At 63.7% G+C, this 26,156-nt stretch carries 23 protein-coding genes and 1 tRNA gene; 18 read left to right on the top strand and 6 right to left on the bottom strand.

The window, feature by feature from the left end:
- The first annotated feature begins 310 nt into the window (after positions 1-310).
- Positions 311-2,419 (top strand): UvrD-helicase domain-containing protein, encoded by a 2,109-nt coding sequence (locus tag ACIPHM_RS21020; RefSeq protein ID WP_400332463.1) that lies wholly within the window; start codon positions 311-313, stop codon positions 2,417-2,419.
- 505 nt (positions 2,420-2,924) lie between these two features.
- Positions 2,925-3,701 carry a metallophosphoesterase gene (locus tag ACIPHM_RS21015; protein ID WP_400332461.1) on the top strand — a complete coding sequence of 259 codons (777 nt, stop codon included), beginning with the start codon at positions 2,925-2,927 and terminating at the stop codon, positions 3,699-3,701.
- A gap of 192 nt (positions 3,702-3,893) precedes the next feature.
- On the opposite strand, the gene ACIPHM_RS21010 is transcribed toward ACIPHM_RS21015, so the two are convergent.
- Positions 3,894-4,799, bottom strand: a complete 906-nt coding sequence (locus tag ACIPHM_RS21010) for a c-type cytochrome (RefSeq protein ID WP_400332458.1) — start codon at positions 4,797-4,799, stop codon at positions 3,894-3,896.
- 394 nt (positions 4,800-5,193) lie between these two features.
- Between ACIPHM_RS21010 and ACIPHM_RS21005 the strand changes: the two genes are divergently transcribed.
- A tRNA-Arg gene (locus ACIPHM_RS21005) sits at positions 5,194-5,269 on the top strand.
- 78 nt (positions 5,270-5,347) lie between these two features.
- Here ACIPHM_RS21005 and ACIPHM_RS21000 read toward each other — a convergent pair.
- Together ACIPHM_RS21000 and ACIPHM_RS20995 are read right to left on the bottom strand one after the other, a co-directional pair.
- The gene (locus ACIPHM_RS21000) at positions 5,348-5,881 is read right to left on the bottom strand and encodes a hypothetical protein (RefSeq protein WP_400332456.1); all 534 of its coding nucleotides are present in this window, start codon (positions 5,879-5,881) and stop codon (positions 5,348-5,350) included.
- Positions 5,881-6,606, bottom strand: a complete 726-nt coding sequence (locus tag ACIPHM_RS20995) for a flagellar basal body L-ring protein FlgH (RefSeq protein ID WP_400332453.1) — start codon at positions 6,604-6,606, stop codon at positions 5,881-5,883. The genes ACIPHM_RS21000 and ACIPHM_RS20995 overlap by 1 nt, the downstream gene beginning before the upstream one ends.
- 385 nt (positions 6,607-6,991) lie before the next feature.
- Here ACIPHM_RS20995 and ACIPHM_RS20990 point away from each other — a divergent pair, with 385 nt between their 5' ends.
- From ACIPHM_RS20990 to ACIPHM_RS20975, 4 genes are all read left to right on the top strand, one after another.
- The gene (locus tag ACIPHM_RS20990) at positions 6,992-8,098 is read left to right on the top strand and encodes an ATP-binding protein (RefSeq protein WP_400332451.1); all 1,107 of its coding nucleotides are present in this window, start codon (positions 6,992-6,994) and stop codon (positions 8,096-8,098) included.
- A gap of 112 nt (positions 8,099-8,210) precedes the next feature.
- Positions 8,211-9,011: a response regulator gene (locus tag ACIPHM_RS20985; RefSeq protein ID WP_400332448.1), complete on the top strand. Its 801-nt coding sequence runs from the start codon at positions 8,211-8,213 to the stop codon at positions 9,009-9,011.
- 41 nt (positions 9,012-9,052) lie between these two features.
- Positions 9,053-9,532 carry a hypothetical protein gene (locus ACIPHM_RS20980; RefSeq protein WP_400332445.1) on the top strand — a complete coding sequence of 160 codons (480 nt, stop codon included), beginning with the start codon at positions 9,053-9,055 and terminating at the stop codon, positions 9,530-9,532.
- A gap of 331 nt (positions 9,533-9,863) precedes the next feature.
- Positions 9,864-10,466 (top strand): YSC84-related protein, encoded by a 603-nt coding sequence (locus ACIPHM_RS20975; protein WP_400332442.1) that lies wholly within the window; start codon positions 9,864-9,866, stop codon positions 10,464-10,466.
- A 114-nt stretch (positions 10,467-10,580) separates the two neighbouring features.
- On the opposite strand, the gene ACIPHM_RS20970 is transcribed toward ACIPHM_RS20975, so the two are convergent.
- The 3 genes from ACIPHM_RS20970 to ACIPHM_RS20960 form a co-directional block, all read right to left on the bottom strand.
- Positions 10,581-11,459 (bottom strand): ABC transporter permease, encoded by an 879-nt coding sequence (locus ACIPHM_RS20970; RefSeq protein WP_400332441.1) that lies wholly within the window; start codon positions 11,457-11,459, stop codon positions 10,581-10,583.
- 88 nt (positions 11,460-11,547) lie between these two features.
- Complete coding sequence (locus tag ACIPHM_RS20965) at positions 11,548-12,381, bottom strand: ABC transporter ATP-binding protein (protein WP_400332438.1); 834 nt, start codon at positions 12,379-12,381, stop codon at positions 11,548-11,550.
- Positions 12,382-12,570: 189 nt separating this feature from the next.
- Entirely contained in the window at positions 12,571-13,611 is a 1,041-nt protein-coding gene (locus ACIPHM_RS20960; RefSeq protein WP_400332435.1) for an ABC transporter substrate-binding protein, read from the bottom strand.
- Positions 13,612-13,870: 259 nt separating this feature from the next.
- Between ACIPHM_RS20960 and ACIPHM_RS20955 the strand changes: the two genes are divergently transcribed.
- From ACIPHM_RS20955 to ACIPHM_RS20905, 11 genes are all read left to right on the top strand, one after another.
- Positions 13,871-14,542, top strand: coding sequence for a response regulator (locus ACIPHM_RS20955; protein WP_400332433.1), 672 nt, complete (start codon positions 13,871-13,873; stop codon positions 14,540-14,542).
- Positions 14,535-15,929 carry a sensor histidine kinase gene (locus ACIPHM_RS20950; RefSeq protein ID WP_400332430.1) on the top strand — a complete coding sequence of 465 codons (1,395 nt, stop codon included), beginning with the start codon at positions 14,535-14,537 and terminating at the stop codon, positions 15,927-15,929. Before ACIPHM_RS20955 ends, ACIPHM_RS20950 begins: the two co-directional genes overlap by 8 nt.
- 369 nt (positions 15,930-16,298) lie before the next feature.
- Positions 16,299-17,198 (top strand): sensor histidine kinase, encoded by a 900-nt coding sequence (locus ACIPHM_RS20945; protein ID WP_400332427.1) that lies wholly within the window; start codon positions 16,299-16,301, stop codon positions 17,196-17,198.
- Positions 17,195-17,854 carry a response regulator transcription factor gene (locus tag ACIPHM_RS20940; protein ID WP_010807699.1) on the top strand — a complete coding sequence of 220 codons (660 nt, stop codon included), beginning with the start codon at positions 17,195-17,197 and terminating at the stop codon, positions 17,852-17,854. The genes ACIPHM_RS20945 and ACIPHM_RS20940 overlap by 4 nt, the downstream gene beginning before the upstream one ends.
- A 534-nt stretch (positions 17,855-18,388) precedes the next feature.
- A complete protein-coding gene (locus ACIPHM_RS20935; RefSeq protein ID WP_400332423.1) occupies positions 18,389-19,771 on the top strand; it encodes a flagellin in 1,383 nt (460 codons plus the stop codon).
- Positions 19,772-19,926: 155 nt separating this feature from the next.
- Positions 19,927-21,972, top strand: a complete 2,046-nt coding sequence (gene fliD, locus ACIPHM_RS20930; RefSeq protein WP_400332420.1) for a flagellar filament capping protein FliD — start codon at positions 19,927-19,929, stop codon at positions 21,970-21,972.
- A gap of 15 nt (positions 21,973-21,987) precedes the next feature.
- A complete protein-coding gene (fliS, locus tag ACIPHM_RS20925) occupies positions 21,988-22,422 on the top strand; it encodes a flagellar export chaperone FliS (RefSeq protein ID WP_400332418.1) in 435 nt (144 codons plus the stop codon).
- On the top strand, positions 22,415-22,753 hold the full coding sequence (locus ACIPHM_RS20920) for a flagellar protein FliT (RefSeq protein WP_400332415.1): 339 nt from the start codon (positions 22,415-22,417) through the stop codon (positions 22,751-22,753). The genes fliS and ACIPHM_RS20920 overlap by 8 nt, the downstream gene beginning before the upstream one ends.
- A gap of 41 nt (positions 22,754-22,794) precedes the next feature.
- A complete protein-coding gene (locus ACIPHM_RS20915) occupies positions 22,795-24,216 on the top strand; it encodes a flagellar hook-length control protein FliK (protein ID WP_400332412.1) in 1,422 nt (473 codons plus the stop codon).
- A complete protein-coding gene (locus tag ACIPHM_RS20910; RefSeq protein WP_400332410.1) occupies positions 24,213-24,584 on the top strand; it encodes an EscU/YscU/HrcU family type III secretion system export apparatus switch protein in 372 nt (123 codons plus the stop codon). The genes ACIPHM_RS20915 and ACIPHM_RS20910 overlap by 4 nt, the downstream gene beginning before the upstream one ends.
- A 225-nt stretch (positions 24,585-24,809) precedes the next feature.
- On the top strand, positions 24,810-26,054 hold the full coding sequence (locus tag ACIPHM_RS20905; protein ID WP_400332408.1) for an AAA family ATPase: 1,245 nt from the start codon (positions 24,810-24,812) through the stop codon (positions 26,052-26,054).
- Positions 26,055-26,156 lie beyond the last annotated feature (102 nt).

Raw genomic sequence — 26,156 nt, 5'->3', positions numbered from 1 at the left:
GCATTGTTCGTCCCACAGGTTGGACATTGCACGGCGACCTCACCACGATGGCAACGTTTTTCATTATAGGCACTCGCTCCGCGTCGACGCCAGCCTGTCCCGCGTCGCCTGCGACAGCCCGTCGCGCCAGCCCCACAGTGAAGGCCATCGTTCCCATGGCGGTGTCACGGCCGCGTGCATCCTGCGTGATAGACTTGCCCACCCCCCGGCGCATGTCAGCTCGCAACACGTTCGTATCTCGTTCGTATCACGCATGCCGCACGCGGCCACCGCTGTCGTCTCCCTCATTTCACCCCCGTCGCGTCACGCCATGTCGTCCTTTCCGCTCAATCCCGCCCAGAACGAAGCCACGCATTATTTCGACGGCCCCTGCCTCGTGCTGGCCGGCGCGGGCAGCGGCAAGACACGCGTCATCACGCAGAAGATCGCGTGGCTCATCGAGGCGAAGGGTTTCGAGCCGAAGCACATCGCCGCCGTGACCTTCACAAACAAGGCCGCCGCCGAAATGCGCGAGCGTGTGGCCAAGCAACTCGAAGGCAAGACCCTCACCACGCCGGGCAAGCAAGGCCGCAAGGTGCCCGTCAATCAGCTCACGATCTGTACGTTCCACTCGCTGGGCGTGCAGATTCTGCGACGCGAGGCGGAAAACGTCGGTCTGAAGCCGCAGTTCTCGATTCTCGACGCCGACGACTGCTTCGGCCTGATTCAGGAGCAGCTCGGCACGACCGACAAGGCGATGATTCGCGGCGTGCAGACGGCCATCTCGCTGTGGAAAAACGGGCTCGTCACGCCCGAGGTGGCGCTGGCCGCCGCGGAGACGGCCGACGAGCATCAGGCCGCCGTCGTCTATCGCAATTACATGGCCACGTTGCAGGCCTATCAGGCGGTCGATTTCGACGATCTCATCCGCCTGCCCGCCGAACTCTTCGATCGCGACGAGGAAGTGCGCGATCGCTGGCAGAACAAGCTGCGCTATCTGCTCATCGACGAATACCAGGACACCAACACCTGTCAGTACCTGCTGCTCAAGCTGCTCGCGGGCCCGCGCGCGGCGTTCACCGCCGTGGGCGACGACGATCAGGCGATCTACGGCTGGCGCGGCGCGACGCTGGAAAACCTCAAGCAATTGCAGGTCGACTTCCCGACGCTCAAGGTCATCAAGCTCGAGCAGAATTACCGGTCGACGTCACGGATTCTGACCGCAGCGAACAACGTCATCGCGAAGAATCCGAAAATCTTCGAGAAGAAGCTCTGGAGTGAGCACGGCCTGGGCGATCCGATCACGGTCACGGCGATGAACGACGAAGAGCACGAAGCCGAGTCGGTCGTCTTCCGTCTGTCGGCGCACAAGTTCGAGCGGCGCGCGGAGTTTCGCGACTACGCGATCCTTTATCGTGGCAACCATCAGGCGCGCATCTTCGAACAGGTGCTGCGTCGCGAGCGGATTCCGTACGTGCTCTCGGGCGGCCAGTCGTTCTTCGACAAGGCGGAAATCAAGGACTTGTGCGCGTATCTGCGCCTGCTCGCCAACCCCGACGACGACCCCGCCTTCATCCGCGCCGTCACCACGCCGCGCCGGGGTGTGGGCAGCACTACGCTGGAAGTGCTGGGCAGTTTCGCGGGACAGGCGAAGGTGTCGCTGTTCGAAGCCGTCTACATGGGTGCGGTCGAAGCGCGTTTGCAACCGCGTCAGCTCGACCCGCTGCGCGCGTTCTGCGATTTCATCCAGCGCATTGCGGCGCGAGCGGCGCGCGACCCGGCCAACGAGGTCATCGACGACCTGATGGAAGGAATTCACTACGAGGCGTATCTGTACGACACGTTCGACGAGCGTCAGGCGCAGTCGCGCTGGGCCACCGTGCTCGAATTCCTCGAATGGATGAAGCGCAAGGGCACGCGCGGCGAAACATCGCAGACCGCCGAGGGCCTGGATACCCTCGACGAGCCGGACGACGACGCCAAGAGCCTGATGGAACTCACGCAGACCATCGCGCTGATGTCGATGCTCGAAGGCCGCGACGGCGACGATCCCGACGCCGTGCGTCTATCGACGCTGCATGCTTCGAAGGGCCTGGAGTATCCGCACGTGTTTCTCGTGGGCGTGGAGGAAGGCATCCTGCCGCACATTCGCGAGGACGAGGAAGTCACCGCCGAGAAGATCGAGGAAGAGCGACGGCTGATGTACGTGGGCATCACGCGCGCGCAGCGCACGCTGCAACTGTCGTGGTGCAAGAAACGCAAGCGTGCGCGCGAGACATACTCGTGCGAAGTGTCGCGTTTCGTGCCCGAGATGCAACTCGACGAAGCACCGCCCCCGCCGCCCGAAGACGCGCCCATGTCGCCGAAGGACCGGCTCGCCAGCCTCAAGGCGATGCTCGCGGGTGGCGCAAACAAGACACCGTCATCGTCGGGCGCCTGAGCGCGCCCTGCCCTCATACGTCTGCCGCACACCCACCACTCGTCCGCCACAAACGAATAGCCCCCGCGAACGGGGGCTGGCTTGAGGAACGACGATGTCCGTACCGGGGCTGTCGGCGGCGGCAGGCACGCCGTGAAGTCGATGCTTGCAGCTATTTGCCACTACCCGAAGACGTTTGGTCACACGCGGCGGCCGGGCTCGACGCCACAACGACACCCGCCAGACCAGTCAAACAAAGCAGGACAGCAACCAACAGTTTGCGCATAGGCTCGCCTCCACTTGTCAGGTGAAGTTTCACTATAGGAGTCCGTTCTTTCGAAGACAAAGACATCTTGACCATCGGCGCGGCGCGGGCGATAGTCGGTAAAAAACGGGCGAAACAATGTGCAAGTTGCGTTGATTTCGGTCCAATGCCCACACCTTCGGCCCGCGTGTGACGCGTCTGACGAGCGCCGCTGCCACGCGTGTGCGGCACCGATCCCCGAGTCTTTGTGGAGCGTGGTGCGTGAGACTGCATATCCTGTCCGACCTGCATTTGTCAGTGGCGCCGTTGGCCATTCCCGATGTCGACGCCGACGTCACGATTCTGGCCGGCGACATCAGCCGTCCGGCACAAGCCATCGAGTGGGCGAAGCAATTGCCGCGCCCGGTCGTCTACGTTCCCGGTAATCACGAGTTCTACGGCGCGACGCTCGCGGGCACACTCGCCGAATTGCGGCGTCTCGCCGCAGGCACCAACGTGCATCTGCTCGAACGCGGCTCGGTGGTCATCGACGGCGTGCGTTTCGTCGGCACGACCTTGTGGAGCGACTTCGCGCTGTACGACGCCGAGGGCAAGCACGACGCCGTGATCGAGGAGTCGCAGAAGTTCGTGCGCGACTTCACGCGCATTCGTATCGGTGACCCCGCGGTCCCCTGGTCGGATCTGCCCTTCTTCACGCCCGACGACTGCGCGGCGCTGTGTCGCGAGAACGTAGCGTGGCTCACGCGCGCGTTCGCCGCACCGCACGATGGCCCGACAGTGGCCATCACGCACCACGCGCCGACACCGCAAAGCATTCATCCGCGCTTTGCGGGATCGCTCGTCAATCCGGCCTTCATTTCGGATTTGACCTCACTCATCGATCAATCCGACGCCGCCTTGTGGGTCCACGGCCATACGCACGATTCGTTCGACTATCGCGTCGGCCGCACGCGGGTACTCTGCAATCCGCGTGGTTATTGCTTTGAGGGACGTATCGAGAATCCGTCGTTCGATCCGCAGATGATCGTGCGGGTGTGAGCCGATGGCGTCGATCAGACGCCGAGCCCGCCAAATCCGCTGAATCCGCCAACTCATGCGCTGAAAACGAAAATCCCCGCCAAGGCGGGGATTTTTTCGTTTGTGCTTTAGGGGAATTGGGCGCGCGAGCTACGTCGATTGCGTTGTCGTGACGTCCGCAACCCCCGTGGCTCCCTCCCGGCAGCGAGGCGCTTACTTCGCCGCGCTCACCATATAGTCGACAGCGGCCTTCACGTCGTCGTCGGAGGCGCCAGCGGCGCCGCCCTTCGGTGGCATGGCGTTTAAACCCTTGATCGCGGCATTGTGCAACGTGTCGATGCCAGTGGCGATGCGCGGCGCCCACGCGGCCTTGTCACCGAACTTCGGCGCGTTCATCACACCGCTGGCGTGACAGGCCATGCACACGGTGTCGTAGAGCTTCTTGCCCGCGTCGAGATTGCCCCCGGCACTGGCCGTGGCCGGTGCGGCGGTCTTGAGCGAAGCCATCGCGGCAGCCGCGGCGGCGGCACTGCCCGCGTCGGCGCCCGAAGCGGCGGCGAGTGCCCCCGAGGCCGCAACTGTGGCGGCGGTTGCGCCCGACGCAGGTTGCGCCGGTTCGGCCGGTTCCTGGAGCTTGCCGCCCGAGGCGTTTGCCATATAGACGATGGCACGGCCGATTTCGTAATCCGTCACGTCATCGGGGCCGGTGCCGCCGCGCGCGGGCATGGCGCCTTTGCCTGCGAGCGCGATCTTGAGCATTTCGTCGTAGCCGGGCTTGATGCGCGGCGCCCAGTCTTCGGAGGAGCCGACTTTCGGCGCCCCTGCCGTACCGGCCGCGTGGCAGGCCGCGCAAACGGCTTTGTAAAGTTGTTCGCCCGTCTGGTAGACGCGCGGTGCGCTGGCGTCCTTGACCTCGACGTGAGCCACGGGCGCAATGCGCTCGGCGATGGCTTTTTCCGTCATGGCGGAACTGCCGGCGCCGGTCAGGGCGTTGTTGCCCACGTAATTGACCAGCAAAACGATGATGACGATCGGGACGAGAAAACCGGCGATAACGGCGGCAATGAGCTGCTTGGGTGTTTTGATCAGGGATTCGTGCTCGTTATGTGCTTCACTCATGCGGGATCTCTCAATAGTTTTTGTGGAAACCGAGTGCATCACACCGGATAGCTCGCACCAGAAGCCGGCACCATCCAGTCAAAATAACGAGCCATTGTAGCAACAAACCCTCGGCCAATGACACGCCAAGGCAGCGCGCAGACGGCGCAAAAGTCCCGTATTTTCCCTAACTTACGCGAAAGGCAAAGCGGTGTTCCGCGGGCTTCGTGCGCAAAGTACGCAGGCGTTGCATTCACGGGAAAACCGCGCCCGGCGGGCGTCCGGTCGTGAAATGCCGCATTGTGGGGATCCGCGAAGGGGCCGGGCATGGACGGCACGCGGCAAAACCGCTATGCTTATGCCTCTTTGCCTACCGGTCGCGCGCTCGCGCCTTCATTCACCGGTGGTCAGCACAGCGCCCGTAGCTCAGGGGATAGAGTATCGGCCTCCGAAGCCGAGGGTCACTGGTTCGATTCCAGTCGGGCGCGCCAAATTGCCAGTCCGCCATCGATCCGGACATTCCGGCACATTCAGCGCGCCAGATTCAAGCCCGCCTCATCAAGCCAGCGTCAAAACACGACCAGTCGATCGACGAGTTGCGCCATGCGCGAGTTCGACGCCGACCACGACTCCACCCTCGACGCCTGGCCGTCGAAATACACCGTATTGATGACCGAACCGTTCTGACTGAGCGTGAGCGTCGCGTACGCCAGATACTCGCTCGGCGCGTTGCCCCATAACGAGTTGCGCCACGCGCGTCGCACCGAGTAATTGAGCACGACACAGCCCGTTGGCCAGGTGCCGGGACTGTAGATGGTGCTCACAATGCCATACGCCCGCAATCGTCCCTGAATCGCAGGCAACAAGTCGGAGATTCCGTCCTGCGACAGTTCTATGCACATATTGTGCGAGAGCAGCTCCGGCGCAGCCGGCTTTGTCGGGGGCGACACCGAGGGCAACTGGTCGGACAGCACCACGCCCGTCGTCACCATCGTGGCCGCCACTTGTGCCGCAATCACCGGCGCCGGCGTTGCGAAGAGGCATCCCTCCAGAGTCACGCTGGACACCGCCGCCAGCGCCAGCACCATCGCCAGCCGTTTCATCAGAACGGTGACACGCCGAGCACAATCGATTGCAGCCAGCCACCGGAGCTGCCCTGAGCCGTCTGGCCGTCGTCCACCCTCGCCACCTTGGCCTGCCCGACCTTGCTCGACAGGACGACATTGCCCGATGAGATGTCGAACTTGTTGACCACGCCGGTGAATCGAAACGTCTCCGTATCGCGCCCCTGCATGACCTGCTTCTCGCCGCCGACCACGTAGGCGCCGTTGGGCAGCACCTCCACAATGGCCACGGCAATCGTGCCGGTCAGCGCCGAGCTCGACGTGTTCGAGCCATTGCCCTTGAAGCTGCTGGCCTGCTGGCCGATGTTGAACCAGCGCTCCAGCACCGAATCGGCGCCGTCGGCCTTGGCGCTCTTGGCCGTGACACTCGCGTTGCGCGACGTGTCGCTCTGCGACTTGCTGCTCCCCGACGAATTCTCCGATACGGCAATCGTCAGCAAGTCGCCAATCCGATGTGCGACCGGCGTTTCGAACCAGTTCGTCGCCGTGTTGGATTGGTAGATGGAACCCCCCGTCTGGACGTTGGCCACGCGCGGCATCGGCATGACGGCCATCGGCGTTGTCGTCACTTGCGGGCTGGCGCAGCCGCTCAGAATGACGCCCGTTGTCGTGAGCATCGTCAGCAACGCAAGCGGACGGCCCACAGCGCGCATGGCACGCAGGACGCGCGTAAAAGCGCGCGGTAGCATCGACAGTTTCGACATGGTGAGGCGCCCCCGCGCCGGTCCCGGATGCCGTATCCGGACGTCTTCGAATGAGGTGAACGGTTGGCAGACTGCACAGCTTGCGCAGGCTACGAAGACGGCACGGCGGCCAGCTTCGTGATGGATAGTAAGAACGAGGCGTGCAGCCACTGCGCACAAATAGAGGAAAATTTGTGGAGGCACGCGCGCGACGTCCCGAAGCTGAGAAAATGGCGCGCCGACCTTGGCATGACCGCACGTTACGTACCGAAGACGTCAGTGCGAACGCCGGTCAGGCAGCGTTTCCCGCTGTGTCCGTGTCGACCGTTTCGTCGCAGCACCGTTACCGTCACACCGTTACCGTCATTTACGCAGTCAAAATTCAGTCAGCTCGATCACTCAGCGCATGAATTCAGGCATTACCCGCAAGCTGTTCCTCGCGATCTTCGCGACGGGCCTGGTCACGATGGCGGCCACGGCGGCCGTCGTGCGCGCCGCCATCAGCGGGCACGGATGGCTGCGCGGCGACAACCTGATGTATCTGACGATCCTCGGCATCGCGCTGCTTGGCGCCGTCGCGTTGCGCCTCGCCCAGCGTCTGCTCGTACCCGTCACCCCACTGCTGGAAGCCACGCACCGTATGGCGATGGGCGACTACAGCGTGCGTGCGCCCACCGCCGGCGCCGACGAACTCGCCCGTCTGGCCGTCGATCTGAACCGCCTGGCGGACACCCTGGCGCAGAACGACCGCCTGCGCCGCAACCTGCTGGCCGACATCTCGCACGAACTGCGAACACCGCTTTCGATCCTGCGCGGTGAAATCGAGGCGATGGAAGACGGTGTGCGCCCACTCACGCAGGACGCGATTGCCTCGCTGCGCGTCGAGATCTCGCAACTCTCCAAACTGATCGACGATCTCTACGAGTTGTCGCTCTCGGACGTCGGCGCCCTGACCTATGAATTCGCGCCGGTCGACATGACCGAGCGCGTGGCCACATCCGTGGCCGCGTTCGGCGACTGGTTCGAGGCCAAAGGCATTTCGCTGACCGTGCACATTCCGGACGACACGCTCGTCGTCGACGGCGATCTGCACCGTCTCACGCAATTGATCGGCAACCTGTTTGAGAATTCGTTGCGTTATACCGACGGTGGCGGTGCGGTGCGTGTCTATTTGTCGTCGACGGAGGGTCAACTGCGCCTTGAGATCGAAGACTCCGCGCCCGGCGTGCCTGACGACGCACTGCCTCGCCTGTTCGAACGGCTCTTCCGCGTGGAAGCGTCGCGCAGCCGTCGCAGCGGCGGCGCCGGTCTGGGGCTGGCGTTGTGCAAACATATTGTGGAAGCGCACGGCGGACAGATCGTCGCGCGGCACTCGCCGCTGGGCGGTCTGGCGCTGGCGATCACTTTGCCTTGCCAAAACAGTTCGAGTGCCGGCGCGACAACGGCGGCTGCCTGCGTCCTGAGCGCGGCTTCGGCCTGTTTTGGCACCCAAACCCTGACGACCCTGAGTTGAGCCACTGAGTCCAGCCTCCAGCACGCTACGTATGCACACGCACTCGTCGACACCCTCGCAGACCGCTTCGTCCCACGCGCCCCGATCCGCGCTCGTCTCAACACCCGACGCGATGACACTCCCCGACACCGCCCCGATTCTGATCGTCGAAGACGAGCCGAAGCTCGCCGCGTTGCTCGCGGAGTATCTGCGCGTCGCCGGCATGCCCTGCCGCATTCTCACGGACGGACGCGACGTGCTGCCCGCCGTGCGCAGCACCGAGCCGCGTCTGGTGCTGCTCGACCTGATGCTACCCGGCATGGACGGACTCGAAGTCTGTCGCGCCGTGCGCGAGATCTCCGAGGTGCCCATCGTCATGCTCACGGCGCGCGCTGCCGAGACCGACAGGCTGCTGGGGCTCGAACTCGGTGCCGACGACTACATCTGCAAGCCCTTCAGCCCGCGTGAAGTGGTCGCGCGCGTCAAGGCGATTCTGCGACGCGTGCGGGGCGCCTCCAGCGCAATGGGCGCGCCCGGCATGGCCTTCGGCACCGCCGTGGCACCGCCAATGCCCGCGCTCGTGATCGATCCCGTGCGCCATCACGCGAAGCTCGACGGACACGAACTGCCGCTCACGCCGGTGGAGTTGCGCTTGCTCGCCACGCTGGCCAGCCACCCCGACAAGACTTTCCCGCGCGCGCACCTGCTCGACCGTATGTATGACGATCACCGTGTCGTTGCGGACCGCACGGTCGACAGCCATATCAAGAACCTGCGGCGCAAATTGCAGGCGATCCGACCGGACGAAGAGATCGTGCGCTCGATCTACGGCGTGGGCTACCGGCTGGAGTTGCGCACGGACCGTCCCGGGACACTCGCAGCGCGGCATGGCGTCGCGGCTATCGACAACACGGCAGGGGCGATGCCAGAATAGGCGCACCCGCGCCACAGCGGGGTCCATTGAGGAGAATGTCGATGCCACGCCGCACCGCCACGCTGTCCCCGATGTCCCTGAAGTTCACTGCATCCGCACCCTCCACATCGACGGGTATCACGCCTGCAATACTTGGCAGTGCCGAGTTTGTCCACCGGCGATCGCCCGTAAGCCGTCTGTTGCGAATGCTCACTGCGGCCGCGTTACTCGGCGCGAGCGGCTTCGCGTTCGCGCAAACGCCGGTATGTTTCAACAGTGTCGGCCAACCCCTGCCGCCCGAGCAGTGCTCGCAGGCGGCGCGCGATCAGGCTGCCGCGCAGGCCGCCACCTCGGGCGCAGGCGAGCCGACCAAACGCGAGCAGTGCAAAGCGCTCGCCGACAAGATCGCCAACACACCTGACAAAGCCGTTTACACGCGCGACCAGCGTGTCGACTCGCCGGCGGGCAATCGCGTCGACATTCCGGTGCGAACGAACCCGCGCAAAGCGCTCAAGGAACAGTACATGCGCGAGTGTTCGTAGGCGTATGCCTACAAATTAGCGAAAGATAGCAACGCGTTGAGGGAACTTGTCGCGCTATTTTCTTGACAATACCGACAGAGACCGCATAATCGACGTCACGCCGAAACGTCGTCGCCCAGGCTCGCGGCATCGCGAAATGGGGGGCGCGTTTCGCTCTCTGGCCGGTCGACGTTTTCACCGGCATCCGTCGGATGCCAAACGACTGACCTCATCATCCGCTTCATTACCGCAGGGTGGCGCTCCGTCAGGAGCATGCTCATCGGTCTGACGTTTTATCCATATCCACGCCGTTACGCTTTGCGTGCGGCATATGCTTTCCGGAGGGAGAAAAATGCAAAAACGCGAATTCCTGATGAAAACTTCCGTCGCTGTTGCCGCTGCCGCATTCGCGCTTGCCGGCTGCTCGACGACCACGCCGTCGCAAGCCGACAAGAGCGATAGCTCGGCAGGCGCCAACGTCAACAAGCGCCGCGAAATCGATGCCTCCGTGAACGGTGCGCTCGACAAGATGTACGCGTCCGTGAAGGGCTCGCGCGAGCTGGTGAGCAAGGCTCGCGGCGTGCTCGTGTTCCCGTCGGTGCTGCAAGCCGGCTTCGTGGTGGGCGGCGAATACGGCGAAGGCGCACTGCGTGTGGGCGGCGCCACCCAGGGTTACTACAACACCGTGACCGCATCGTTCGGTTTGCAGATCGGCGCTCAGTCGAAGGCCGTGATCTTCCTGTTCATGACGCAGGACGCCCTCGACAAATTCCAGCGCACGGACGGCTGGACGGCAGGCGCCGACGCCTCCGTCGCACTGGTCAAGATCGGTGCGAACGGCGCCGTCGACCTGAACACGGCGACCTCGCCGGTGGAAGTGATCGTGATGACCAACGCCGGTCTCATGGCCAACCTGAACATCGAAGGCACGAAGGTCACGAAGCTCAATATCTGACGCTCGCACGTCTGCGACGCTTTCCGCGTCTCCAAAGGAAAAACGGCGCCACCTTTCGGTGGCGCCGTTTTTTTATGCCCTCGCGATTCGAGATTCGCAGTACGGCGGCAATGCTTATTCGTTGGAGAACGCCGCCGGACGCCACTTCAGCAAGCGCTTCTCCAGCGACGTCAGCAACCAGTCCGCCCCGAGCGCCACGACCGCGAGCACGATCATCGCGGCGAACACCCCGCTCGCATTGAACGCACCCTGCGCGGTTGAAATCAGCAGACCGATGCCCTGCTTCGAGCCGAGGAACTCGCCAACGACCGCGCCCACGAGCGCAAAGCCGAAGCTCACGTGCAAGCTGGCGAGAATCCACGACAGCGCCGACGGAATCACCACCGACATCGTCACCTGACGGCGCGACGCGCCCAGAATCTGCGCATTCGCGATCATGTAGCGGTCGGCTTCGCGCACCCCCTGGAAGGCGTTTGCGAACACCACGAAGAACACCATCACCACGGCAAGCGCGACCTTCGAGGCCATGCCCAGACCGAACGCGATCACGAAAATCGAGCCGAGCACCACACGCGGAATCGAGTTGGCGATCTGGATGTAGAGACTGAAGACATCCGAGAGCAGCTTGTTACGTCCGAGCACGATGCCGCAGATCACGCCGGCGACACCGCCGATCAGAAAGCCCAGCACCGTCTCCTCCAGCGTGACGAGCACCTGCGTCCAGAGCGGCCCTTGCGACGTGCCTTCCACACACCAGTCATAGATCTGCTGAACGATCAGACTTGGCTGCGAGAAGAAAAACGGATCGATCCAGCCCACGCGTGCGGCCACTTCCCAGCCGCCCAGCCCGACCACCAGAATCGCCACGCGCAGGAAAACCACCAGCGCGCGGCGTTGTTTGATACGGCGTTGCGCCACCGCTTCCTCGCGTGCGAGATCGGCGTCGTCCAACCCGGCCACCCCTGTCAACACGGCTTGTTCACTCATATTCATGCCCTCCTCCTGACGGCAACGGCGCGTTGCAAGTTCGCCAACGCGGCCCGCTAAATCATTGTCGCGGCCCCGGCGGGACCGAAAACCCTCAACCGATCTTCACTTCTTCGCGCAGATCCGCCCAGATCTCGCGCGAGATGTCGATGAAGCGCTGTTCGTAGCGAATCTCGGACATCACACGCGGACGCGGCAAATCGATGGTGTAGGTATTCTTCAACGTGGCCGGACGCGCCGTGAGCACGAACACCCGATCGGCCAGCGCAATCGCTTCTTCCAGATCGTGCGTGACGAACACCACCGAGCCCGACGTCGACGACCACAGTTGCAGCAGTTCGTCCTGCATGAGCGTGCGCGTTTGCATGTCGAGCGCGGAGAACGGCTCGTCCATCAACAGAATTTCGGGGTTGTTGATGAACGTTTGCGCCAGCGCCACACGCTTGCGCATGCCGCCCGAGAGTTGATGCGGATAGTGAGCGCCGAACTTGTCGAGACCGACACGCTTGATCCATTCGTCCGCCTGCGTGTAGGCCGCGTCTTTCGACTGGCCGCGAAACAGCGGGCCGGCGGCCACGTTCTCGCGCACGCTGCGCCACGGGAAGACCGCGTCGTTCTGGAACACGAAACCGATGCGCGGATCGATGCCGTTGACGGGCTGCCCCATGACACGCACGCTACCCGCGGTCGGGCGCAGCAGGCCGGTAATCATCGACAGCGTGGTCGACTTGCCGCAGCCGGTCGGCCCGACAATGGCGACGAACTCGCCGCGCGCGACCGACATGCTGAAGTTGCGCAGCGCGATGGTCGCCTTGCCATCCGGCGAGATGAATCGGCACGACACGTTGTCGAATTCGATGGCGGGCGTGTCGCGAGACACGGCGCTCGCAGCGCGCGCCGGTGCCGTGGGGGTGAGGGTCTGGGTCATGTCCGGCTCCCGAATGACGTCGGAACGGTAGTTGTTGCAGTTTTCTAGGGCTGAACCGGCCCGCACACCGGACGGTCGTCAGGTGCGGGCGGCTCCGCTTTCGGCTGGATAGGGCTGCGCGTCGTGGGGACCGCGCGCCGATACTACAGGGTCAACGGGTAAAGGCCGTACGTGCGAGTGCGAAAGGGCTTACTTCGCCTGATCGACAAACTCGTTGGTGTACGTCTTCGACAGATCGATGTGCTTGCCCTTCACGTTCGGGTTGAACGCGGAGAGCACCTTGAGCACGGTCTGCGGACCGTCCTTCGGCATACGGCCGTCGGGCGAGTACATCGGCAGCGAGTTCTGCAACGCCTGCACGTACAGCGCCTTGTTGTTGCCGTAGTAGTCCTTCGGCATCTTCTCGGTGATCTCGGCGGCCGAGTGCGTGTTGATGTACTTGAGCGTCTTCACGAAAGCGCGCGCGAGCTTGGCCGCTTCCGGCTTGTGCTTGTCGAGCCACGCGCGCTGCACGTACAGGCTCGATGCCGGATAAGCGCCGCCCAGCGCCGCGACCGTGCCTTCCATCGTGCGCATGTCAACGAGCACCGCGGCGTCGCCCGTCTTGAGCAGTTGCGAAGCGGTCGGCTCGGTGGTCATGCCCGCGTCGATACGGTTCTGCTTGATGGCGGCGATGAAGGTGTTGTCGGCGCCGACCGGCAGCACCGAATACTGGGCCGACGTCAGGCCGTGCTTGGCGGCCAGATACTGCGTGAGGAAGTTCGTCGACGAGCCCAGACCGGTCACGCCAAGGGTCTTGCCCTTCACGTCGGCCATGCTCTTGATGGTGTCTTTGCTCTTCGTGTTGACCAGCTCCACTTCGCCCGGCACCTGGCCGAAGATCACAATGGCCTGGATTTCCTTGCCCTTGCTCTGCAGATCGATGGCGTGATCGTAGAAGCCGACCACGGCCTGCACGGCACCGGCGAGCAATTCGTTTTCGGCGTCGACACCGGCGGGCTGCGAGAGCAGTTCGACGTTCAGGCCTTCCTCCTTGAAGTAGCCGAGTTGCTCGGCGAGCTTGGCCGGCAGGTAGACCATCTTCGTGATGCCGCCGACCATGATCGTGATCTTGCCGCTATCGGCAGCGAAACCCGGCACGGCGGCCAGCGCCATCGACACGCCGAAGACGGCGGCCAGAACAGGTCTCACGAAGGCTTTCGGCGCACGCACGCCAAGGCTTGCTCGCATTGTGGTGTCTCCATCGTTTTTAGGGATAATGGCCCGGGCCGCCTCGCGGCGCCGGCCGGCCTCACGTGAAGTCCCATGGGGCCCGGGCAGGGGTCCTCTGATTCGTTTCCTCTGCCTTGCCGCAAATTGTAGAAAACCGAACCTTTCATCGGGCTTTCGTACCCTGCAGGTTTTCGTGCCCGGCTCATGGGTGTTTACCCGCTGTTGGCTCACGCACGTTCCACGGGCACACTCGCCGTCGCATTCCGCACTCCCCGACATGAAACTGCTGCTGATCGAAGACAACGACACGCTGGCCCACTGGCTCGCCCGCATGCTGCGCGACGACAACTTCACGGTCGACGCCGCGCGCGATGGCGACGCCGCCGACCGTCTGCTGCAAACGGAAACGTACGACGTGGTGCTGCTCGATCTCATGCTCCCCAAGCTCGGCGGCAAGCATGTGCTGCGCCGGCTGCGCGAGCGGCGCAACAACGTGCCCGTCATCATTCTGACGGCGAGCGGATCGGTCGACGAGAAGGTCGATTGCCTCGGCGCGGGGGCCGACGATTATCTCGTGAAGCCCTTCGAAGTGCGTGAGCTGATCGCGCGCGTGAAGGCGCTCGCGCGTCGGCATGCGCCCGAGCAAAGCGCCGATCTCGGGTGCGCCGATCTGAGTTATCACGCGGGCACGCGTCAGTTCACGATCGCGGGCGTGGCGCTTGCCCTGCCCTCGCGCGAACACGCGGTGCTTGAAATTCTCATGCGCAAGCAAGGCAAGACCGTGGCCAAGAGCGCGCTTGTCGACGGCGTGTTCGGCCTCGACGACGAACCGAGCGCCGACGCCATCGAGATCTACATCCACCGGCTGCGCAAGAAACTCGAAACGAGCCGCGCCGCCATCATGACCCTGCGCGGTCTGGGGTATTTGCTGCGCGAAAAAGATGCTTAGCCTGCGCGTGCGGCTGTTGATGTGGCTGATGCTGCCGCTCACGCTCTACATCGGCGCGAGCGCGTGGCTCGCCTATCGCAGCGCGCAAGATACGGCCGGCCTCGTGCAGGACCGGGCGCTGCTCACGTCGGCGCAGGTCATCGCGGGCGAAATCACCTGGGTCGACGGCGCATTGCGCGCGAGCGTGCCACCCTCGGCGCTGGAGCTGTTCGCGTCGCCCGCGCGCGATCGCGTGTTCTACCAGGTCATCACCGAAGAGGGCAAGCTGCTCGCCGGGCCGCCCGACTTTCCGCATCCGCCGCTGTTTCCGCAGACGGTGCCGACTTATTCGAACGTCGCAGTGAACGGCGAACCGCTGCGCGCGATCAGTTTCGTGCGTACGATGTACGACACGGGTAAGCCGCATCGCGTGGCAGTGGTGGTTGCAGAGACGATGCACGCGCACGACGACATGCTCGCGCAGTTGTGGGAGCCATCGCTGCACCGGCAGATCGCAATGGCCGCGTTGGCCGCGGTGCTGGTGCTCATCGGATTGACGGTCGAGTTGCATCCGCTCATCCGGCTCAAGGACGAAGTGGCAGGACGCGCGCCGCAAGAACTGGTGCCGATTCGCGCAGGACAACTGCAAACCGAGTTGAGGCCCATCGTCGACGCCATCAATCTGTGTATTCAGCGGCTCTCGGCGCAGGCGCAGCAGCAACGCCGGTTCGTGGCGGACGCCGCGCATCAATTGCGCACACCGCTCACGCTGCTCGATACGCAATTGCAGTTCGCGGCGCAGCTCGACGACCGTACCGCGCTCGCCGACGTGCTCGCCGCCATGCAGACGAGCAGCCGTGGCCTGGCAGACCTGACCAACAAGCTGTTGCTGCTCTCGCAGGCAGAGGCCGCGGACACCCCGGCGTTCTCCCGCTCGCGCGTCGATCTGGTGACGGTGGTGGCGGGGGTGCTCGAAGAACTCGTCGCGCTGGCGCAGCGGCGCAACATCGATCTCGGGCTGGAGACGACTGAGGCGGCAGTGTGGGTGTCGGGCAATGGCGAGCTGTTTCATGCCATGGTCATGAATCTTGTCGACAATGCGATCCGCTATATCCACGAGGGCGGACGCGTGACCGTTGCCATCGACCGTCCGGACGGCACCGCCCGACTGCGCGTCATCGACGACGGGCCTGGCATCCAGGCCGAAGCGCGTCAGCGCGTGTTCGAGCGCTTCTACCGCAACGCACCGCCGGGTCAGCCCGGCACGGGTCTGGGACTGGCCATCGTCAAGGAAATCGTGGCGGCCAGTCATGGGGCGGTCACGCTGGCGCCCGGCAACGACGGTCGCGGCCTGACGGTCACCGTGATGCTCCCCTTACATTCGGAGACCGAAAGCAACGTCTCATAGGGAACGTCACAAAGTAACGTCACCGATGGAGCGCGCGTATACCCGCGATCTCGTCTGAAAGAAAATAACAATCGTATGAAGTTACGCGAGAAATTACGGCATGACGGCCGTTTTGGAACGAGAATGTCGTTTGAAACATACGCTCGACTGGATGTGCTAGGACAAACCCTGATATATTCGGGGTCTTCGTAGAAATCCCTTCAAGCAAGCGAAAACTTTCTGATCCAAATCAAATAGTTACGCATCGCTGTCAACCACGCGGGTGCCCGCCGCGTGTAATTGTGACGAAATGTAAAGTTTGTTAAATTGAATGTCGGTCTCGCCGCGTGGGTTGCGGCACGGGACTTTTTATCTCAGGGATTTGCCTCCATGCCGTTTCTCGTCGATCCTGCCGCACAGGCTGCGAGACGTCGCGTGTCGATTGACGACGCGTTGCACACGTGCGCCACCACGCCGCAGACATCGGTCATGGATCAGCCCGCAGCTTGCGACCCTTCGGTGCCCGTAGCGCCGACCTCGCGCGCCGCCGCGAAGCCGTCGGCTCGCCCGCTCGCACAATCGGTCGCGCGCAAGATCGACGCTGCACGCGAAGGCGAGCGCACGCGACTGGCGCAAGAAATGCATGACGGACTCGGCGCGCATCTCACGGCATTGCAGTTGGTGGTGGCGCGTCTGTCGACGCGTCCGCCCGCCGACGCCGCCGAATGGCACTCCCTCTGCGCCCAAATTCAGAACGTAGCGAACGCTGCGCAAGATGCCGCTGACGAACTCGTCGGCCGCAACCGCCCGCCCGCGCTCGACGCGGGCCTCGTTGCACCGTTGCGCGCGTGGCTGCGAAGCTTCGGCGAGCAAAGCGGGCTCACGTGCATCTGGCGCTGCGACGACGTGACGCGTGAGCGCGTTGCGAGACTCACCCCCGACGCGGTGCTGGCGTTGTACCGCATCGCACAGGAAGCCCTGACCAACGTCGCCCGCCATGCACGCGCCTGCCGCGTGGTCGTGGCGCTCGATGGCAGCCATCGTTCACTCAAACTCACGATTTCCGACGACGGCTGCGGGCTGGCCCGCGGCGCGCGTCGCAAGCAGGGACATTTCGGATTGGTTGGCATGCGCGAGCGCTGCACGGCGCTCGGCGGCACGCTACGTATCGGCAGTGTTCAAGGATCGGGGACGCTCGTGAGCGCACGACTTCCCTGGCACCAGATCCTGCCTGCCCCAGCCGGCCAGCATGGCCCGGAATCGCTTGCTCTTCACGGATACGCATCATGACGCTTAGAGTGCTCATCGTCGACGACCACGCCATCGTGCGCCAGGGCGTCCGGCAATTGCTCTCCGATAGCGGGAGCATCGCCGTCATTGGCGAAGCCGACTGCGGCGCAGAAGCGCTGGAGATGACCGACGCAGCGCAGTGGGACATTGTCCTGCTCGATATCTCGCTGCCCGACACGAACGGTCTGGAGATTCTCAAGACCTTGCGGCGCAAGCACCCGCGCCTGCCGATCATGATCTTCAGCATGTACGGCGAAGGTCAGTTCGCGCTGCGCGCGCTCAAGGCCGGCGCCGCCGGTTATCTGAGCAAACGCTCGAACGCCCAGCAACTGGTCTCGGCCGTGCGGCAAGTCGCCGCAGGCCGCAAGTACGTCAGCCCGATGGTCGCCGAGACACTCGCCGACTATCTCGGCCCGGACGCCGACCAGCCGCCGCACGAGCGCCTGTCGGACCGCGAATACCAGACGCTATGCATGATCGGCTCGGGCAAACGCCTGACCGACATCGCCAATGCGCTCTCGCTCTCGGTGAAGACCGTGAGCGTGTACCGCACGCGTCTGCTCGAGAAGATGCGTCTGAACAATAACGCCGAGCTCACGTATTACGTGATGCAACACGGCCTGGTCAGCGCCGAGATGGGTCCGGTCTGCGCGTAGGCGCAGCGCACGCGAAGGACACCGGCATCACATTTCCTCCCAGATTCGCGCCGAACGCCTTCGAAAAATCCGCGAACTAAGTACTCACTCCGTGGCCCGCTAACGCGGGCCACGCGCATTTTGGATGACGCGCACCGTCATCGCGAAGAATTTTCACAGCGCCGAAAAAATTTTTTCGACCGTCGCCCGGCGGCGCCACCGCTTGAGAATTGCCTGCCGCCCCACCGGGCACCCTCATCCCCTTTCCGCTCCCGCTTCACCTCTCCAAGCCTTACAGGGCATGAATTGGCGGCAGATTGCCCCTTTCCTTGACGGATCAATCGTGGAGGAAATTTGTAGACTGGCCCGATAGCGTTTTTCCGACATCGGCAACGCAAGTCGATGCAAGGTGATGAAGCATTTTGCGAAGTCACCCTAAATTTTCCCAAAGCGCGTCCGATATCCCCTACAACGGCGGCTTTCGGCGATTGGCTGGTGAGCCAAAGTTACGGCGCTTAAGCCGGAGCCAAAAAATTTTGGGAAAGGAGTGGCTAAATGTCATCTGTCATCAATACCAACATCTTCTCGACGATCGCTCAACGCAACCTGAGCACGTCGCAGTCCAGCCTGCAAACGTCGATCACGCGTCTGTCGTCGGGTCTGCGCATCAACAGCGCCGCTGACGATGCCGCCGGTCTGGCCATTACGGACCGTATGACGTCGCAGATCAACGGTCTGACGCAAGCGCAGCGCAATGCCAACGACGGCATCTCGCTGGTGCAGACCGCCGCAGGCGGCCTGTCGTCGATCTCGGACAACCTGCAGCGTATCCGTACGCTGGCTACGCAGGCCACGAACGCCACGAACTCGGCTTCGGACCGCGCCGCTATCGACCAGGAAGTTCAGCAACGCCTGGCGGAAATCACCCGTACGGCTCAGCAAACCCAGTTCAACGGTCTGTCGGTGCTTAACGGCTCGATGGGCACGGCAAACTTCCAGGTTGGCGCCAATGCCGGCCAGTCGATCTCGGTCAGCCTCACGCAAAGCATGACCGCCGGCTCGATCGGTGGTGTGGCTCAGCAAATCGGTACGGCACCGGCGTTCGGTGGCGTGACGATCGATGCGACCAATACGCTGACCATCGGTGGTAAGAGCGTTGCGGCCGGCACGTACAACAGCGCTGCCGATCTGGCGACCGCCATCAATGCTACCGGCACCACGGTCTCGGCCAGCGTCGATCCGACTAGCGGCGAATTGGTTCTCAGCAACAGCGATACGACCAACCCTGTCGCTGTCGCAGGCGCGGTTGCCACGAAGTTCGCCATCGCCGGTAACGTAACCAATGGCACGGCAGTCGATTCGACGGGTCTGAAGGCCGCTACCGCTCCTCTGACCCTTGCCGCCGGTGACCTGACGTTGACCGTCAACGGCACCGCGACGGACATCACGGGTACGTTCAAGAACGTGGGCGAACTGGCGAATGCGATCTCCGCCGCCAACACCGGCGTGCAGGCATATGTCGATTCGAAGGGTCAATTGAACCTCGTGTCGGGCGCAGGCTTCACCGTGGGCGGCACCGGCCTTGCTGCCACTGGCCTGACCGCCGGTACGGAAGCCGTGGGCGGTAGCCTGGCAAACGCCAACGCACTGACGATCGACTCGGCGACCAAGCTGATCGCTCAGGTCGATGCCGCGATCAGCTCGGCTGACTCGTTCAACGCAACGCTGGGCGCCATTCAGAACCGCTTCCAGTCGGCGGTGAGCAACCTGTCGGCAACGACGCAAAACCTGACCTCGGCACGTTCGGGCGTTCAGGACACGGACTACGCAGCGGAAACGGCCAACATGACCCGCTCGCAGATCCTGCAACAAGCGGGTATCTCGATGCTGTCGCAGGCTAACCAGCTGCCGCAGCAAGTGCTCAAGCTCCTCCAGTAATACCGGAGTAGTCCAGGCACACCCGGCGGGCGAAAGCCTGCCGGGTCGACGGCGGCGTCACTGTAAAACGGTGCCGCCGCCGCATGTTTTACAGGCCATCGCGTTTTTGAGCGGGCCGAAAGGTAACGATAAATTCAACGGAGTGAGAGCAAATCATGGCAACTTCTGGCGGTCCGGGCACTATTTCCTCCCCTGGGATTGGTTCAGGGCTGGACGTCAATGCACTCGTGAAGAGCCTGATGACGCCTGCCACGAACAAGCTCACTCTGCTGCAAAACCAGGAAGCGGCGTACAACACGAAGCTTTCCGCCATCGGCCAGTTACAGTCGGCGCTGTCCGCCTTCCAGACCTCACTCGGCACACTCTCAAGCGCAGCCCAGTTCCTGCAAGTCGCAGCGGCCGTCGGTGACAACACGATTCTGTCGGCGACGGCAGACTCCACGGCGAACGTCGGCCAGTACAACATCAACATCTCGCAACTTGCACAGGCACAGAGCCTGAGCACGTCGGGGTTTGCCAACCAGACGAGTGCCATCGGCTCGGGCACGTCGACCAAGGTGACGATCACCCTTGGCACGATTTCCGGCGGCACGCTGACCAACGGCACATACGCCGGCGCGAGCTTCACGCCGAACGCAGGTTCTACGCCGCTGAACATCACGATCGACAGCAGCAACAACTCGCTGACCGGTATTCGTGACGCCATCAACGCCCAGAACGGCGATGCGGTGGCGACGATTGTGAACGACGGCAGCGGCACGCCGTATCGCCTCGTGCTCACCTCGAAGACCACCGGTCAGAACATGAGCATGAAGGTCGACGTGGCCGCCGGTGGCGACCCCGCGATCAGCAATCTGCTGGCCAACGATCCGACCGGCACGCAGAACATGACGCAGACGACCGCCGCGCAGAACGCCAACCTGACCATCAACGGTCTGGCGGTTACCAGCGCGACGAACACCGTCACCACGTCGGTCAATGGTCTGTCGCTGACGCTCGCCAAGGTCGGCTCGACCACAGTGACCACGAGCCGCAACACGTCGGCCGTCACGCAGGCCGTGCAATCGTTCACGGCAGCCTACAACACGCTGCAAACCACGATCGGCAAGCTCACCGCGTTCGACTCGACCGGCAACGGCGCGAACAACGGTCCGCTGATCGGAGACTCGACGGTTCAACTCGTACAGAACCGTCTGAGCCAGATTCTCAATAGCAAGCTGCCGGGCGTGAGCTCGACGGGTCTGGCATCGCTCGCGCAAGTCGGCGTGGCCTTCCAGAAAGACGGCACGCTCTCAGTCGACACGACAGCGCTGAACAAGGCGATGTCCTCGCCGAACGGTTTCAACGCGCTCGCCTCGCTGTTCGCCACCAACGGCCAGACGACCGACAGTCTGGTGAGCTTCACCAGTGCGACCAACGCGACACAGCCGGGCCAGTACGACATCAACATCACGCAAGCGGCAACGCAAGGCGGTGCGACTGGCGCGGTCACACTGGGCGTGACGACCACCATCGCGGCGGGCAGCAACGAACTCCAATTGATGCTCGACGGCAACGTCGCCAGCGTGCTAATTCCGCCGGGCACTTACACGCAGGACAAGCTGGCTGCCGCCATCCAGTCGGCGATCAATGGCAATAGCAAGTTTAGCGCCGCCAGCTCGGCGGTCTCGGTGACCACGAACAACGGCATTCTGACGGTGACGTCGAACCGCTACGGCTCAGCGTCGAAAGTCTCGATCACGGGCGGCTCGGCCTTCACCCAACTGTTCAACGGGAACACCATGACGACCGGTCAGGACGTCGTGGGCACGATCGGCGGCTTCGGCGCGACCGGCAGCGGTCAAACGCTTACCGGCAACAAGGGCACGCCGGTCGAAGGCCTGAAGCTCACCGTGACGGGTTCGACCATCGGCAATCGCGGCAACGTCGGTTTCTCCCAAGGTTTCGCCTCGCTGCTGACCACGCAGGTGACCGACTTCCTGAGCGCACAGGGCGCGGTCACGAACGCGACGAATAACCTGAACACCTCGCTCAAGCAGATCAAGCAACAAGAGTCTGACTGGCAGGATCAGATGACGCAGATGCAGAACCGTTATCTGGCCCAGTTCACTGCGCTGGACGCCACAATGGCCAAGCTGCAGAACACCAGCGACTACCTCAAGCAGGTGCTTGGCGGCTCCTCTTCGTCGTCCTCGAAGTAACCGGCGGAGACATTCATGTACGGTCAGAACGCCGCCAATGCGTATCGCAAGGTCGGACTCGAAACCGGCGTCATCGCCGCGAGTCCTCATCAGCTCATCGTGATGCTGTTCGACGGTGCCAAGGCCGCGCTCACCAAAGCTCGTATTCATTTCGAAGCCGGCCATATCGTCGAACGCGGCCAGGCCATCTCCAAAGCCATCGAGATCATCGGTGGCCTGCGCGACGGCCTGAATATGGAAGTCGGCGGGGAACTGTCACGCAATCTGCGTGATCTCTATGACTACATGGGGCGACGTCTCCTCGAAGCGAACCTCGAGAACGATGTCGCTAAAGTCCAGGAAGTCGACACCCTGCTTGAGACGATTGCATCGGCTTGGCGAGCCATCGCGCCGAGTGCCGGCACGGGTGCTCCCGCCGTTCAGGCGGGCACCGGAGTGCGCTATGAATGAAGCCACGACCTTGTTGAACTGCTACGAAAGTATTGCCGGCCTTACCGAGCGCATGCTCGGCGTGGCACGCGACGGTGACTGGGACACGCTGATCGACCTCGAAACGCAATATCGTGCGCAGGTCGACTCGATCAAGCAGCTCGACGCCAATCTGCCGCTGTCCGAGGACGAGCGTTCGCGCAAGCACGCCATCATCCGCCGCATTCTGGCCGACGATGCCGCGATTCGCAACCTCGCAGTACCCCATCTGGCGCACCTCGACGCCATGATCAACAGCACGCGCCGTCAACGTGCCCTGCACGAAGTCTACGGCCTGAACCTGGGCGCCTGACGCGCGCCGCGCGTCACATCGCCCGCATTTCGGAGTAAGGCATGGCCGGTCTCGACTCGGTTCTGGCCACGACACTCGCACGACGGCTCGACTCACTGCTCGGGCAGGGCGTCGCTTCGACCACCGCCCCCAACGCCATCGCCGGTACGCAGCCGAGCGGCGACGCCACTTCCGCGCTCGGCGACCTCGCCACCAAGACCTCACCGACGGCCGTCGCGCTCGGCAATGCGACTTCGCAGACGGCCGCGCGGCTTCCGACACCCGTTCAGCAGGCGACGCTCTCGGCCGCCGCGCGCACCATCGACACGATTTTGCGTATCGCGCCCGACTCGCCCGGCCCCGTGCAGGCGAGCGCGCCCGTGTGGCCCGCCGCGCCCGGCTCGGGGGCGCCGGCGCTCGCGCCGCTGGTCGCGGCCGCGCTGAAGGAAGCGTTGTCGGCGAGCGGACTGTTTTACGAGTCGCATTTGTCGCAATGGGCTTCGGGCAGCCGCTCGTTCGAGCAATTGCAGGCCGAGCCGCAGTTGCGCTGGCCGGCGTCCGCCAATCTTGCGGCGCAGTTGCGCGCTGCCGGCGCCGATGCCACCCTGCCCGGCCCCGGCCCGCTCACGCGTCTGCTCGGCCCGGCCGGCGGCGAGGCTGCGCTGGCGACGGGTTGGCCGTCGCTGAGTCCGTCGACCTTGCCGACGGCGACCCCCAATCCGTCTCCCGCCCAGCCCGGCACGCCAGCGCAACCCGCGCCCGGCGATGGGGCTGACGGCGGACTGCGCGCTAGCGCGAATCTCCCGAACACCGCCAACGCGCTGGCGCATGCCGCGAGCGTGGCACACACAACCGGCAACGTGCTGCCGACGGGCCATGACGGCGGCGACGACGCACTGGCGGCCAACGGTACGTCGGCGAATACACAGCAGCATGGTGCCGCAGGCGCGATTGCCGCCGTCGCGAACACGCCCGCCGAGAGCGTGACGCTGGTGCGTCAACAGCTCGACATGCTGGTCAATCCCCAATTTCAGTGGAATGGCATGGCCTGGCCGGGCGCGCCGATGGAATGGCAGGTCGAGGAACATCCTGGACAACCGACGCCCGGCGAGGCCGCCGCCCCATCGACCTGGCACACGCATCTGCGCCTGACGCTCCCGTCGCTGGGGACGATCGACGTCACGCTCGGGTTGTCGGGTCAGCAGTTGCAGGCCCGCTTGCTCACCGATTCGACGGCGTCGACGGATACGCTCTCGAGCGAAGGCGAAGACTTGCGCCAGCGACTGGCGTCGGTCGGCCTGATCGCGAGTCAATTGTCATTTGGCGCGCTGGGAGATGAGGGAGAGGCTTCGTCGGAGGCATCTGCTGGGTCCTCCGTGCTCGCGACGCAACCGGGCACCGAAACCCCGCCGCCCGGCGTTGACGCGACAGGGCTGCCCGTCCCCGCGCCGGAAACGACGCCGCACACCGGAGGTAACGCATGACGTTGCCACCCGAGCGCCGCACCGCGGTCGCGCTGGCCTATGGCGCGAAGGATTCGGCACCACGCGTGGTGGCGAAAGGTTACGGCCTGCTTGCCGAGACGATCGTGCGCACGGCGCGCGAGCATGGCCTGTATGTGCACGAGTCGCCTGAGTTGGTGAGTCTGCTGATGCAGGTCGATCTCGATCAACGGATTCCGGCGCAGCTTTATCAGGCGGTCGCCGAACTGCTGGCGTGGCTCTACAAGCTCGAAGCGGGACGTGGCGGCACGCCGCCCCCGCTGCCGCCGGGCATCACGCCCCCCGAAGGCCGGGCCGACGCCCCCGCTGCCGCCACCGTCTCACCGTCCGCTTCGACCCCGTCCGCCTGACCCCGCAGGCGCTAGGTCACGCCATGCACGTGCGAAGCGGGTATGGCGTGAACTGTCCGATTTCCCGCTCGACTCCGCTTTGAATCAGGGCACGCCAACGGCCCGGCAGTCAAGGCTCGCACGGATTCTGCACGCCCGCCCAGACGTCGCGCCGTGCGCGCTGAACAAGGGATCTCAATAGCATTTCTTCCACGCGCCGCGACTCAACCGGCGGCCGGCGAACCCTTGCTTATCCCTTTTTCACCCTTTTCTACCCTTTTCTACCCCATCAAAATGGACGGCATCTTAAGCCCTTTCAATCCCGGCGCAGGTACTGTGCCCCCTGTCCTTTCCGGGCGCGACGAAATCCGCGAGGAAGTCCGCATCTGCATCGAGCGCCTTCGCATCGGACGTCATTCGAACGGTCAATTGCTGGTCGGCTTGCGCGGCGTTGGTAAAACCGTCCTGCTCGAGCGGCTTCTTTACGATACGGAGCAGCAAGGCGCGATCACCGTGCATCTCGAAGCGCCGGAAGTGAAGTCGCTGCCCGCGTCGCTCGCGCGTGAGTTGCGCGTTGCGTTATTGCGCATGAGCGGAACACAGATGGCGAAAGACGCCGTCATTCGAGGCCTGCGGGCACTCGCCGGATTCGTGACGGCGTTGAAGGTGACCTACGGCGATATCGAGGTAGGTCTGGATTACCCGCCGGAGCCCGGTCTGGCCGATTGCGGCGACCTTGAGCTGGATCTCTGCGCCTTGCTCGTGGAGGCGGGACGTGCCGCAAGAATCGCTCAAAAGCCCCTTGCGATATTTATCGATGAGTTTCAAGGCATGCCGCAACGGCAATTATCGTCACTGCTCTACGCGATCCACCGGTGCACCCAATACCAGTTGCCCGTCATTCTCATTGGCGCGGGCCTTCCCCCGTTACTGAGGAAAATTGGTGACGCAAAATCCTACGCGGAGCGTATGTTCGACGTGTACCCGATCGGCCCGCTGACGCCGTCCGATGCGCGCGAAGCCATCTCCGCCCCCGCAGCGCAAGCCGGTGTCTCCATCATGCCGGCCGCACTGGATGCCATTGTTGAACAGTCGGGAGCCTATCCGTACTTTCTCCAGCAATGGGCAAAGCTCGCCTGGAAGGCGGCGAACCAAAGCCCTATCACACCGGAGCATGTCAGCCGCGTATCGGATGCTGCGGTGCGGGCACTGGATAACGGCTTCTACGGATTCCGGTTCGAACGACTGACCCAACCTGAGCGAAACTATCTGCGTGCGATGGCAGAGCTTGGCGAGGGCCCCCACGACTCCCGACGTGTCGCGGCGGAAATCGGCGAATCCGCCGAGGAACTTGAGCCGATTCGCTGCGAGCTCATCACTAAGGGCATGCTCTACACCGCCCCGCTTGGTGACGCGGCCTTCACCGTCCCCCGCTTCCACGAATTCCTGAAGCGGATCATGCCGGGGCCGCTTCACGCCAACGCGGCGTAATAACGCACTACGCCTGGTGGGGCCGAGAACCGCATGACGCCTTCCCCCCCTGCATGCCCGCCCGGCAGATACAAAAAAGCCCCGTCGTCGGACGGGGCCGCT

Origin of the sequence: Pandoraea sp. NPDC087047, assembly GCF_044745225.1 — a bacterium.
In the GTDB taxonomy this organism is placed as follows: Bacteria; Pseudomonadota; Gammaproteobacteria; order Burkholderiales; family Burkholderiaceae; genus Pandoraea.
The sequence above is the reverse complement of the archived record's forward strand: the minus strand, read 5'-3'. Positions and strand labels throughout refer to the sequence as shown.

Coding starts and splice junctions, on each gene's coding strand:
- ACIPHM_RS21010 (WP_400332458.1), bottom strand. CDS start 4,799: ATGAGTGAAGCACATAACGAGCACGAATCCCTGATCAAAACACCCAAG.
- ACIPHM_RS20915 (WP_400332412.1), top strand. CDS start 22,795: ATGGCCGGTCTCGACTCGGTTCTGGCCACGACACTCGCACGACGGCTC.
- fliS (WP_400332418.1), top strand. CDS start 21,988: ATGTACGGTCAGAACGCCGCCAATGCGTATCGCAAGGTCGGACTCGAA.
- ACIPHM_RS20965 (WP_400332438.1), bottom strand. CDS start 12,381: ATGACCCAGACCCTCACCCCCACGGCACCGGCGCGCGCTGCGAGCGCC.
- ACIPHM_RS20980 (WP_400332445.1), top strand. CDS start 9,053: ATGCCACGCCGCACCGCCACGCTGTCCCCGATGTCCCTGAAGTTCACT.
- ACIPHM_RS20950 (WP_400332430.1), top strand. CDS start 14,535: ATGCTTAGCCTGCGCGTGCGGCTGTTGATGTGGCTGATGCTGCCGCTC.
- ACIPHM_RS20960 (WP_400332435.1), bottom strand. CDS start 13,611: ATGCGAGCAAGCCTTGGCGTGCGTGCGCCGAAAGCCTTCGTGAGACCT.
- ACIPHM_RS20985 (WP_400332448.1), top strand. CDS start 8,211: ATGACACTCCCCGACACCGCCCCGATTCTGATCGTCGAAGACGAGCCG.
- ACIPHM_RS20935 (WP_400332423.1), top strand. CDS start 18,389: ATGTCATCTGTCATCAATACCAACATCTTCTCGACGATCGCTCAACGC.
- ACIPHM_RS21000 (WP_400332456.1), bottom strand. CDS start 5,881: ATGAAACGGCTGGCGATGGTGCTGGCGCTGGCGGCGGTGTCCAGCGTG.
- ACIPHM_RS20970 (WP_400332441.1), bottom strand. CDS start 11,459: ATGAATATGAGTGAACAAGCCGTGTTGACAGGGGTGGCCGGGTTGGAC.
- fliD (WP_400332420.1), top strand. CDS start 19,927: ATGGCAACTTCTGGCGGTCCGGGCACTATTTCCTCCCCTGGGATTGGT.
- ACIPHM_RS21020 (WP_400332463.1), top strand. CDS start 311: ATGTCGTCCTTTCCGCTCAATCCCGCCCAGAACGAAGCCACGCATTAT.
- ACIPHM_RS20940 (WP_010807699.1), top strand. CDS start 17,195: ATGACGCTTAGAGTGCTCATCGTCGACGACCACGCCATCGTGCGCCAG.
- ACIPHM_RS20990 (WP_400332451.1), top strand. CDS start 6,992: ATGAATTCAGGCATTACCCGCAAGCTGTTCCTCGCGATCTTCGCGACG.
- ACIPHM_RS20975 (WP_400332442.1), top strand. CDS start 9,864: ATGCAAAAACGCGAATTCCTGATGAAAACTTCCGTCGCTGTTGCCGCT.
- ACIPHM_RS20920 (WP_400332415.1), top strand. CDS start 22,415: ATGAATGAAGCCACGACCTTGTTGAACTGCTACGAAAGTATTGCCGGC.
- ACIPHM_RS20910 (WP_400332410.1), top strand. CDS start 24,213: ATGACGTTGCCACCCGAGCGCCGCACCGCGGTCGCGCTGGCCTATGGC.
- ACIPHM_RS20945 (WP_400332427.1), top strand. CDS start 16,299: ATGCCGTTTCTCGTCGATCCTGCCGCACAGGCTGCGAGACGTCGCGTG.
- ACIPHM_RS20955 (WP_400332433.1), top strand. CDS start 13,871: ATGAAACTGCTGCTGATCGAAGACAACGACACGCTGGCCCACTGGCTC.
- ACIPHM_RS20995 (WP_400332453.1), bottom strand. CDS start 6,606: ATGTCGAAACTGTCGATGCTACCGCGCGCTTTTACGCGCGTCCTGCGT.